Source organism: Prevotella sp. 10(H), assembly GCF_000711235.1.
Lineage (GTDB): Bacteria > Bacteroidota > Bacteroidia > Bacteroidales > Dysgonomonadaceae > Dysgonomonas.
On the sequence record NZ_JOMI01000007.1, the window covers coordinates 821195 to 833135 of the forward strand.

The 11941-nt window shown below is 40.6% G+C and carries 10 protein-coding genes; 9 read left to right on the top strand and 1 reads right to left on the bottom strand.

All coding sequences use genetic code 11. From position 1 onward, the window contains the following. Complete coding sequence (locus K348_RS0115075) at nucleotides 1-1452, bottom strand: amino acid permease (RefSeq protein WP_029906166.1); 1452 nt, start codon at nucleotides 1450-1452, stop codon at nucleotides 1-3. Nucleotides 1453-1628: 176 nt separating this feature from the next. Here K348_RS0115075 and K348_RS0115080 point away from each other — a divergent pair, with 176 nt between their 5' ends. The 9 genes from K348_RS0115080 (at nucleotide 1629) to K348_RS0115120 (ending at nucleotide 11941) form a co-directional block, all read left to right on the top strand. Next, the gene (locus tag K348_RS0115080) at nucleotides 1629-1994 is read left to right on the top strand and encodes a DUF488 domain-containing protein (protein WP_029906168.1); all 366 of its coding nucleotides are present in this window, start codon (nucleotides 1629-1631) and stop codon (nucleotides 1992-1994) included. Nucleotides 1995-2033: 39 nt separating this feature from the next. Continuing rightward, nucleotides 2034-2819, top strand: a complete 786-nt coding sequence (gene proC / locus K348_RS0115085) for a pyrroline-5-carboxylate reductase (RefSeq protein WP_029906170.1) — start codon at nucleotides 2034-2036, stop codon at nucleotides 2817-2819. 329 nt (nucleotides 2820-3148) lie between these two features. After that, the gene (recJ, locus tag K348_RS0115090; RefSeq protein WP_029906172.1) at nucleotides 3149-4885 is read left to right on the top strand and encodes a single-stranded-DNA-specific exonuclease RecJ; all 1737 of its coding nucleotides are present in this window, start codon (nucleotides 3149-3151) and stop codon (nucleotides 4883-4885) included. Between the two features lie 11 nt (nucleotides 4886-4896). Continuing rightward, nucleotides 4897-5697, top strand: a complete 801-nt coding sequence (locus tag K348_RS0115095) for an MBL fold metallo-hydrolase (RefSeq protein WP_029906174.1) — start codon at nucleotides 4897-4899, stop codon at nucleotides 5695-5697. A gap of 74 nt (nucleotides 5698-5771) precedes the next feature. Then, nucleotides 5772-7673, top strand: coding sequence for an ATP-dependent DNA helicase RecQ (locus K348_RS0115100; protein WP_029906176.1), 1902 nt, complete (start codon nucleotides 5772-5774; stop codon nucleotides 7671-7673). 134 nt (nucleotides 7674-7807) lie between these two features. Continuing rightward, nucleotides 7808-9154 carry a hemolysin family protein gene (locus K348_RS0115105; RefSeq protein ID WP_029906178.1) on the top strand — a complete coding sequence of 449 codons (1347 nt, stop codon included), beginning with the start codon at nucleotides 7808-7810 and terminating at the stop codon, nucleotides 9152-9154. A 13-nt stretch (nucleotides 9155-9167) separates the two neighbouring features. Further along, nucleotides 9168-10298 carry a tRNA guanosine(34) transglycosylase Tgt gene (gene tgt / locus K348_RS0115110; protein ID WP_029906180.1) on the top strand — a complete coding sequence of 377 codons (1131 nt, stop codon included), beginning with the start codon at nucleotides 9168-9170 and terminating at the stop codon, nucleotides 10296-10298. Between the two features lie 9 nt (nucleotides 10299-10307). Then, nucleotides 10308-11405, top strand: coding sequence for an LptF/LptG family permease (locus tag K348_RS0115115; protein WP_029906182.1), 1098 nt, complete (start codon nucleotides 10308-10310; stop codon nucleotides 11403-11405). Between the two features lie 14 nt (nucleotides 11406-11419). After that, nucleotides 11420-11941, top strand: a complete 522-nt coding sequence (locus tag K348_RS0115120) for an HAD family hydrolase (RefSeq protein ID WP_029906183.1) — start codon at nucleotides 11420-11422, stop codon at nucleotides 11939-11941.

Consider the following 11941-nt stretch of genomic DNA (forward strand, 5'->3'; position numbering starts at 1 on the left):
TTATAGCTTCTTATTCAGATTACTATGCTTGATGCCGTAAGTAAAGTAGATGATGAAGCCTATGATAGTCCAACCTATCAGCCTTACCCATGTACTCCATGGCAACGCTACCATTTGAATGATACAGATAGCTGCTCCAAGTAATGGGATGAATGGTACCCATGGTGTCCTGAAAGGGCGTTTAAGATCAGGCTGGGTTTTACGAAGAACAACGATAGAAATACATACTATAGTAAATGCCATTAATGTGCCTATAGATACCAGTTCGCTCAATACATGCAAAGGGAACAGACCGGCGAATATCCCGGTTATTATACTGGCAAAAATCGTTGCATTGTGCGGCACTCCATGTTTGCTATGTACTTTCGAGAAGGTCTTGGGTAATAATCCGTCTTTCGATATGGCATAATAGATACGTGATTGACCGAGCATCATTACCAATATAACAGAACTTAAACCTGCTATAGCACCTAATTTTATAAAAGGACTTAACCAAGACAGCCCGTTGCCTGTACTGTCTATAGCCAAAGCTATCGGTGCGGGTACATCCAGTTCTTTGTAGTTTACGATTCCTGTTAACACTGCTGTGACGGCAACATATAGAAGGGCACAAACCAATAAGGATATGAGTATTCCTTTCGGCATATCTTTTTGTGGATTGCGTGCTTCCTGTGCTGCAGTAGACAGAGCATCGAATCCTAAGTAAGCATAAAATACAACACCTGCACCTCTCAATATACCGCTCCAGCCGTAATGACCGAATTCGCCTGTATTTTCGGGAATATAAGGATGCCAGTTTCCGGTATCTATAAATGATATGCCGAAGCCTATAAACAGAAGAATAACACTTACTTTAACAACCACTATGAGATTATTTACCAAAGCCGATTGCTTAATCCCTCCTATAAGGAAAGCTGAAACAACAGCTACAATGAATACGGCAGGGAAGTTTATAATACTTCCTGTCCATACCCAGTTATCACCAATATGGTCGAATGTGGCATATGATATTTGATCAGGAAGATGCAGTCCCCATTCATCTAAAAGACTCATCATATATCCCGACCAGCCTACTGCAACGCTCGAACAAGCGAACAGGTACTCAAGTATCAATATCCAGCCTATAAACCATGCGAGTATCTCACCCATTGTGGTATAGCTATACGAATAAACGCTTCCGGCTACCGGTATCATAGCAGCAAATTCGGCGTAACACAATCCGGCCATTACACAACCTAATGCCGAGATAAGAAACGAAATGGTCAGCGCAGGCCCTGCATAGCTGGCTGCTGCCTGTCCGGTGATGACGAAGATTCCGGTGCCGACAATGGCACCTATGCCGAGAGCAACCAGGTTTGTTGCGGTAAGACTGCGTTTCAGGCCGCCGTTTGAACTGCCAGCTTCATTTAATACAATTGAGATGTCTTTTTTCTTGAACAATCGATCTATCATGGGCGAAAATTTGCACAAAATTACGGATTATATACCAAAAATTATTCTTGTATCTGTTAATTAAGAAAAGAACTTTATCTATAAGAATATGGGATGCTATCACATATTCAAACAAAAAGTGAATACTATTGTTCTAACTGTATATACTTTAATTGAATAAATAAAAATTTCACAATATGACACAGATCAAACTGAAAAGAGCTTATGACGATGCGGAAGATAGTGACGGGCTTCGGGTATTAGTCGATCGATTATGGCCACGGGGGATAACTAAAGAACGGTTACATTACGATCTATGGGAGAAAGATATTACTCCTTCTACCGGACTACGCGAATGGTTCCATGACGATATGCAAGACCGTTGGGATGATTTTGCAACTATGTATAAAAAAGAATTGAGCGGATCGGATGCCGTGAAGTCTTTTATAGATAAAATAAAGACGCATGATGTAGTTACATTGCTTTATGCTTCACGTGAGCCCGTACATAATCACGCTGTTATACTAAAGGCTTATCTGGATAAAGTTTTAGCGAAGAAATAATTTTGCTAACTTTGTTTTTCTTCAAAAAACGGATATAATATGCAGATAACCATTCTCGGAGCAGGTAATATGGGAGGAGCCATAGCCTGCGGTTTAGCTATAAGCGGATGTATCAGGCCGCAGGATATAACGGTCATCGATCACAAAGGTAAGAATGTGCCGCGGCTGAAAGCTGTAAGTGAAGATATGAACATAGTCGTTGCCGATTACTCTTCAATATCTTCTGCCGATGTGCTTATCTTAGCCGTAAAGCCGTGGATGATCGAAGATGTATTGAAAACGCATAAATCTTTGCTGAATAATCCGAAGCAACTGATTATTTCCGTAGCTGCTGTTATTACCTTATCGCAGTTGCAAGAATGGACAAATCCTACACAACCGGTATTCCGTGTCGTACCTAATACGGCGATAGCAGTGCGCCAGAGTATGACATATATTACATCTCAAAATGCAGATAAGGAGCAGAAAGAGCAGGTCTTCCGTATATTCTCCCAATTGGGAAAAGCCGAATTTGTCGATGAAAAGCAGATTCCTGCTATTACATCTCTGACCTCTTGCGGTATAGCATTTGCTTTCCGGTATATCAGAGCGGCAATGGAAGGAGGCATAGAAATGGGCGTATATCCTGATCAGGCAAAAGAGGCTGTTTTGCAGACGCTTCGCGGGGCAATCGATTTACTTGAAGCAAACGGTAATCATCCGGAAGTGGAAATAGACAAGGTTACAACTGCAGGGGGGATAACCATAAAAGGTCTGAATGAAATGGATCATGCCGGATTCACCTCAGCAGTCATAAAAGGGCTGAAAGCAAGTAATGTTAAATAAATTTTATGCTTAAATATATATTTAGCCTTGAATTCGATTCAGGGCTTTTTTATTGTTTATCTGAATATTAAATCATGTTATTGAAATAGAATTTGACTATAAATAAGTTTTCTTTATAAATTATTATGATATTGTCTGAAATAAAAATAAGATTGGCTTATAACGATTTCACATATATGTGTTATCTTTACAAATCCATAGCAAATTACCGGTTTTAACATGCGGAAATGCTATATGAGGCTGATTGAGAGGGCATATTAACACTTGCGATGTTTGAAGATATGTGAATCAGACCTCTTTGAGACAGAAGAAAGAAAAAACGATATAAAATGATTTACAGATGGAATTACGAAGCCCTAACAACCCAGCAAAAAAAGCAGAAAGATGAGCTTGCTAAGAAATTAGGCATAAGTCCTGTTCTTTGCCAGCTTCTGATACAGAGAGGAATATCTTCATCCGAGGATGCATACAAATTCTTTCATCCGAGCCTGAGAGATTTGCATGATCCTTTCTTGTTGCCCGATATGGACAAGGCAATCAGAAGAATAGAAAAAGCATTGGGGCAAAAACAACGTATTTTGATATACGGTGATTATGATGTCGATGGAACTACGGCCGTCGCATTGGTGTATAAGTTTTTGAGGAAATTTACAACTAATCTTGATTATTATATCCCAGACCGTTATGACGAAGGATACGGTATATCTGAGCAGGGAATCGATTATGCCGAAGAAACCGGTGTAAAGTTGATTATCGCCCTCGACTGTGGTATTAAGGCTGTCGAAAAAGTAGCATATGCCAAGGCAAAAGGGATTGATTTTATTATCGGCGACCACCATATGCCCGATGATATCCTGCCCGATGCAGTTGCGGTTATCGATGCCAAACGTACCGATTCTATTTATCCTTACGAACATCTTTCGGGCTGTGGGGTAGGATTTAAGCTGGTGCAGGCATTGGCACAGAATAATAAGATCGACTTTTCCGAAATTACAGATTTGCTCGACCTTGTTGCGGTGAGTGTAGCATCGGATATAGTGCCCATTACAGGGGAAAACCGTATTCTGACTTATTACGGCTTGAAGCAGATCAATTCCAATCCCAGCATAGGACTGAAAGGTATAATAGAGATTTGCGGACTAACATACAAGAGTATAACCGTTAATGATATAATCTTCAAAATAGGCCCTCGAATCAATGCTTCGGGACGTATGATGAAAGGCAAAGAAGCCGTCGATCTTTTGCTGGCTAATACAATAGAAGATGCCCGTCAAAAGAGCGCTAATATCGACCATTACAACGATGACCGCCGCGAACTGGATAAGCGCATCACCGATGAGGCTATTCAGTTTATCGACGATACTGTCGATATGGCCAAGAAAAAAAGTCTTGTTATCTACGACGAAACATGGCATAAAGGTGTAATCGGTATTGTGGCTTCACGTCTGACAGAAAAATATCTGCGTCCTGCGGTAGTACTTACTAAGTCGCAGGGGCTTATTACAGGCTCTGCACGTTCGGTAATGGGATTCGATGTGTATAAGGCAATTGAAGCATGTAAAGATATACTGGAGAACTTCGGCGGACATACTTATGCTGCAGGTTTATCTCTGAAAGAAGAAAATCTGGCTGAATTTAAAAGCCGCTTCGAAGCGCTCTCGTTGGAGATGATTGCTCCCGAAATGATGAAGCCGCAAATATACATCGATGCCGAACTAACATTCAAAGAAATAAATTCGAAGTTTATAAGCGATCTGGCGGGCTTTGCACCTTTCGGTCCCGAAAACCTGAATCCTATTTTTGTAACATGGGATGTACGCGATTATGGTACCAGCAAGCCGGTTGGTAAAGATAATGTCCATCTGAAACTGGAAATGATCGACAAGACGACTTCAATTCCTGTTAATGGTATTGCTTTTCGTCAGAGTGCCTATTACGAAATGGTAAACAGCGGGCAGCCGTTCGATATTTGTTATACACTGGAAGAGAATGTCCACAATGGCAAAACAAATATACAGCTGTATGTAAAGGATATAGACACAGGGCAACTTTCAGATTCACATTAAATATAAATGATATGAGGAAATCAGTAGCATTAACATTAACAATCGCTTTATTTTCTCTTGCAGCTTGCGGAAACAAAGCCAGTACAGCAAAAACGGACGATAAGGCGGCAGATTCGTTGAGTATGAAAGAGTCGGAGTATATAAAAGCAGATACTTACGAGACAGATAAGGGGCCGCTTAAAGTGACTCTTGTCGGTCATGGATCGGTGATGTTTGAGTTTGCCGGAAAGGTAATTCAGGTAGACCCTTATTCGAAAGTGGCAGATTATTCCAGATTGCCTAAGGCAGACCTCATTATCCTCACCCATGAACATGGCGATCATCTGGATACGGCAGCTATCAGCCTTGTAAAGAAAACGGGTACACATTTCATTGTATCGAATGTGTGTAAAGATATACTAGGTTATGGTCAAGTTATGAATAACGGAGATAATACGGTTTGGAGCGATATTGCAATAGAAGCCGTACCTGCTTATAATATCGTAAACAAGAAGCCTGATGGAGTTGCTTATCATCCGAAAGGGCGTGGCAATGGATATATCATTACTTTCGGAGATAAGAGAGTATATGTTGCAGCCGATACAGAAAACATTCCTGAAATGGATAAGCTGAAAGGCACAATCGATATCGCTTTTATGCCTAAAAACTTGCCGTATACGATGACAGACGATATGTTTATCGATGCAGCGAAGAAGGTAATGCCTAAAGTACTGTATCCTTACCATATGTCTGAATTCGATCAGGATAAAATAGGAAAAGCTTTGGAGGGGACGGATATTAAGATTGAAATACGTCCGATGAAGAATAATTAGTAAATTCGGGAATTAGTAAATTAGCAAACAGAGTTCATCTACACATTTGCTAATCGGCTAATTTGCTAATTAATATGGATCTTTATCACAAAATACTCAAACAGTATTGGGGCTACGACCAGTTTCGCCCGTTACAGGAAGATATTATCCATTCTGTTAGCAATGGGAAAGATACGCTTGGGCTGATGCCTACAGGCGGCGGTAAATCACTGACCTTTCAGGTGCCGGCAATGGCAATGGAAGGTCTTTGCCTTGTAGTTACTCCGCTTATTGCGCTGATGAAAGATCAGGTGGATAATCTTCGCCAAAGGAATATAAAGGCTCTGGCTGTCTATTCGGGTATGACCCGTCAGGAGATTATCACTACCCTTGAAAATGCCATATTCGGTGATTATAAATTCCTCTATGTTTCTCCCGAGCGGCTGGCTACCCAGTTGTTTTTAGCCAAGTTGCGCGATATGAAAGTTTGTCTGCTGGTAGTGGACGAATCGCACTGTATATCGCAATGGGGCTATGATTTTCGCCCGTCTTATCTCAAAATTGCTGTTATCCGGGAGCATTTGCCTGATGTGCCTGTGTTGGCGCTTACGGCGACGGCTACACCGGAAGTTATAGACGATATTCAGAAACAACTACATTTCAGGCAGAAAAATGTTTTCCATAAGAGTTTCGAACGGAAGAATCTTGCCTATATAGTCAAAAATACTGAGAATAAACCGGAAGAACTGATTCACTTATTGGAAAAAATAAAAGGTTCAACAATCATTTATGTGCGTAGCCGACAGCGGACGAAAGAGATGTCGGACTTCCTTGTTCAGAGCGGATTTTCTGCTGATTATTACCATGCCGGATTGAGTAGTGAAGATAAGACCCGCAAGCAGAACCGGTGGAAGAATAATGAAATTCGTATCATCGTTTGTACAAATGCATTCGGTATGGGAATCGATAAGCCCGATGTTCGTCTGGTGGTTCATACCGATTTGCCCAATTCCATTGAAGAGTACTTTCAGGAAGCGGGTAGGGCAGGTCGCGACGAGCAGAAATCATATGCTGTAATTCTATATAATAAGAATGACAGTACAAAGCTAAAAAAGCGTATAAGGGATGAGTTTCCGGAAAGGGAGTTTATAACACATGTATATAATTCGCTCGCATACTTCTTTCAGATAGCGGAAGGTTTCGGAGTAGGAATGGTATATGACTTTAATATCCAACAGTTCTGCGCAACATATAAACTACCGCTTTTACCTACACATAATGCATTGAAGATACTCGACCTTGCAGGATATATCGAATATACCGATGAGGTGGATAACCGTTCACGGCTGATGTTTACCGTCTATCGTGACGAGTTGTATCATTATGATTTCGACAAGGAATATGAGCAGCTTGTGAATACTATACTGAGGCTTTATACAGGCTTGTTTACCAATTATGCCACAATCAATGAGGCAGAGATCGGTCTGAAACTGGATAAAAGCCGAAAGGCAGTATACGAGATGCTGAAAATATTGGATAAGCGGAATATCATCGATTATATACCGCATAAGAAAACACCGTTGATCTCCTATATCCGGCCGCGTGTAGATGGAAAACTTTTGAGCATTCCACGTTTGGTGAATGAAGAACGCAAAGACCGTTTCGAAAAACGTATATTAGCCATGAGCCATTATGCGGAGCAGGATGAAGTATGTCGTAATCGTGTATTACTATCCTATTTCAGCGAAAAGGATATAGCGGATTGCGGGCAATGTGATGTTTGTCTTGCAAAGAATGAATCGGGGCTGACAAATGTCAAATATAATAAGATAGCCTTATCTATAAAAGAGTTGTTAAAAGAAGAGCAAGCAATTGAAAGTATACTAGATTCGCTTTCTGATTATCCGCAAAAGGATGTAACAGCTGTCATTCGATTTTTAGCTGATAAAGGTGAATTGGATATGAAATCAGGTAAAATCCGCCTGAAAAAAACATAAGTTGGCTGTAACTCAATGCAGTTCTGATATCCCGATTTAATATTTATTTGGATTTTCACAACTCTTTAGTTCGTTTTTTGTTAACCAAATAGACAATTATATTATCTTTGCACTATTATCATTCATATTAAAAGATGGACATCGTCATATCGATTTTAATCACTTTATTATTTGTATTTCTTAATGGTTTTTTTGTTGCGGCCGAGTTTGCAATCGTAAAAGTTCGTTCCTCACAGCTGGAGTTGAAAGCGCAGGCCGGAAGCCGTGCTGCTGCCCTCTCAAAGAAGATTGTTACACATTTGGATTCCTATCTTGCTGCAACCCAGTTTGGTATCACAATAGCCAGTCTGGCATTAGGTTGGATTGGTGAGCCGGTTGTTTCCAAGATAATAAAGGAACTGATCGGCTTGTTCAATGTTGAATTGGCGCCTACTACATTATCGACTATATCGCTTATTACAGCTTTCGTAATAATCACCATTTTACATATCGTCTTGGGTGAATTAGCACCTAAATCACTTGCAATCCAGCGGTCGGAACAGACTACACTCGCAGTTGCATATCCTCTCCACGGGTTTTACTGGCTATGCCGTCCTTTTATCTGGTTGCTGAACGGGATAGCAAACCTTGTGCTTAAGTTGGTTGGCTTGCATACGGTTTCTGAACAAGAGGTATATAGTAGTGATGAACTTCGCTATCTTGTCGACCAAGCTATGGAGAGCGGGAGGGTTGACAGTACTGAATTTGATATTATCCAGAATGCATTCGATTTTTCGGAACGTACAGCCCGACAGATAATGGTGCCGCGTACGCAAGTGGTGGCGATAGATGTGAACGATTACGATGAAAAAACGCTGGAATTTGTAATAGAAGAAGGTTATTCACGTGTCCCATGTTACGAAGACAATATAGATAATACTATCGGAGTCGTTCATCTGAAAGATATATTGAAAAAGATGCGCATCAGCAGTGGAAATGTGAATATACGTTCTATTATCCGACCTGTATCCTTTACACCTGAAACAAAACGCATCGGCCAGCTACTGAAAGAATTTCAGGTAAAACATCAGCAAATTGCCATGGTGTTGAACGAATATGGCGGAGTAGAGGGTGTAATAACTATGGAGGATATTCTGGAAGAACTTGTCGGCGAGATACAGGACGAATACGATAATGAAATACCTTTTGTAGAGCAGACAGGGGAGGATACTTATTCTGTGATTGCTACTGCAGCCATATCCGATATAAACGATGAACTTCCACATCCTATCGATAAAGAAAAGCAATACGATACCCTTGCAGGCTATCTGATAGATAAGTTCGGACGTATACCGAATACTCATGATAAACTGGAAGCAGAAGATTACCTGTTTACGGTAATAAAGAAAAACAAAACATCGATTGTAGTGGTGCAGGTTAAAGACCTGATAAATAAAGAGGAAACGGAAGATAGCGAGCAGCCCAAGACCACTCAAATCTGATTAAGGACTAATAATGGATTTTGAACTTCAATATACTGACAGCCAGTCAAAGGCCAGAGCAGGACTAATTACTACCGACCACGGACAGATAGAAACTCCCATTTTTATGCCTGTAGGCACTCAGGGGGCGGTTAAGGCCGTGCATATGACCGAACTGAAAGAGGATATCAAAGCCCAGATTATTCTTGGCAATACATATCATCTATACCTGCGTCCGGGACTCGAAATACTTCAAAAAGCAGGTGGTTTACATAAATTCAATAGCTGGGATAAACCGATACTTACCGATAGCGGTGGTTTTCAGGTTTTTTCATTAGCCGAAAATAGAAAACTGACCGAAGAAGGTGCTATATTCCGTTCGCATATTGATGGTTCCAAGCACTTTTTTACACCTGAATCTGTTATGGATATCCAGAGAGTGATTGGTGCAGACATCATCATGGCTTTTGACGAATGTACACCGGGCGATGCGGAATATGATTATGCGAAGAAATCTCTTGATCTGACCGAGAGATGGCTCGACAGATGTATTGCACAGTTTAACAGTACAGAGTGCCAATACGGATATAAGCAGACACTTTTCCCTATCGTACAGGGATGTGTCTATCCCGACCTTCGCCGCAGGGCTGCCGAAAATGTAGCTTCGAAAGGTGCAGACGGTAATGCAATCGGTGGTCTGGCTGTGGGTGAGCCTACCGAAAAGATGTATGAAATGATTGAAGTAGTGAACGAAATACTTCCTGTCGACAAACCCCGTTACCTGATGGGAGTAGGTACGCCTGCCAATATCTTGGAAGCAATAGAGCGCGGCGTGGATATGTTCGACTGCATCATGCCTACGCGTAATGGTCGCAACGGGCAGATATTCACCCGCAATGGTATTATGAATATGCGTAACAGGAAATGGGCGGATGATTTCTCTCCGATTGAAGAAAATGGTGCTTCATTTGTTGATACTTTATATACAAAAGCATATCTTCGTCATCTGTTTATAACGGATGAGATTTTGGCTTTGCAAATCGCCTCTATCCATAATCTGGCTTTTTATCTGTGGCTGGTAGGAGAGGCGCGGAAGCACATAATCGAAGGCGATTTCTCTGTTTGGAAGAAGTCGCTTATAGAAGATATCTCAAGACGGATTTAAACCATTTGTATGAAAATATTATCGATACTCGACAGATATATAATTAAGAAGTTTTTGGGAACATATATATTCTCAATCGTTCTTATTATATCCATTGCCGTAGTATTCGATATCAACGAAAAACTGGATAAGTTCCTTGATAAGAAAGCGCCTTTGACAGCTATCATATTCGATTATTATGTCAATTTCGTACCTTACTATACTAATTTGTTTAGTGCGTTATTTGTATTTATTGCAGTTATATTCTTTACGTCCAAGCTGGCGGATAATTCTGAGATAATAGCCATGCTATCGAACGGTATGAGCTTTAAACGACTGATGAAACCCTACATGATTTCGGCAGCGATTATTGCAATCTTTTCATTTGTATTAAGCAGTTTTATCATTCCTCCGGCCAATGTAACGCGCATTAATTTTCAGAACAGATATATAAGGGATAAGAGTGTTGCATACGCATCCGGTATACAATTGCAGGTAAAGGAAGGAGTTATTTTGTATATAGAACGTTTCGATAATAAAACAAAAGAGGGCTATAATCTTTCTTTGGACAAATTCAACGAAAAAGAACTCGAATCACGCCTTATAGCCCAGCGAATAAAATATGACAGTGCATTCCATTGGGAACTGTATAATTATTCAATACGTGAATTTGAGGGTATGAAAGAGGTTATAAGCAAAGGCGATAAAATAGATACGACCCTGAATGTTGTTCCCAGCGATTTTCTCGTATCTGTTAACGATTTCGAGCAAATGACTACCCCAAAACTTTATGAATATATTCAACGCCAGAAAGCAAAAGGAATTGCCAGTGTGGGAGATGTGAGTATTACACAGTTTGAAATTGAGTTTCACAAACGTTTTGCCTCTGTTTTCTCAGCATTTATCCTGACGATTATAGGCGCATCATTATCTGCCCGTAAAGTTAAAGGGGGAATGGGGCTTAATATCGGTATCGGCTTGGGACTGAGCGTTTCATATATTATGTTCCAGACGGTGAGCTCATCTTTTGCCGTATCGGGAACTATGCCTCCTATGCTTGCCGTATGGGTACCGAATATAGTCTTCATCTTTATTGCCGCTTATCTGTATACACGGGCTCCAAACTAATTTATAATTGTATTATGAGTACTATAAACTATGATCTGACTAAGATCAAAGCATTTATTTTTGATGTAGACGGTGTCTTATCACCAGACTCTATTCCTTTGTCTCCGGAAGGTGAGCCTATGCGTATGGTTAACATAAAAGACGGATATGCTATAAATCTGGCTGTGAAGCATGGTTATGGTGTAGCGATTATAACAGGAGGGGATACAGAAGGTGTAAGGCTTCGTTTTGCCCGTTTAGGCGTGAAGGATATATATATGAAGTCGAAAATCAAAATACGTGATTTGAACGATTATATGCAAAAAAGCGGATTTAGACCTGAAGAGATAATGTATGCAGGTGATGATATTCCTGATTATCATGTAATGCAGACGGTAGGTTTATCTGTTGCTCCGGCGGATGCTGCGCATGAAATAAGAGCGATTGCAAAATATATTTCCCATTGCCGTGGAGGTCACGGGGTTGCACGTGATATCATAGAACAGGTATTGAAAGTGCAGGGCAACTGGATGAGTGAAGAGGCTTTTGGCTGGTAA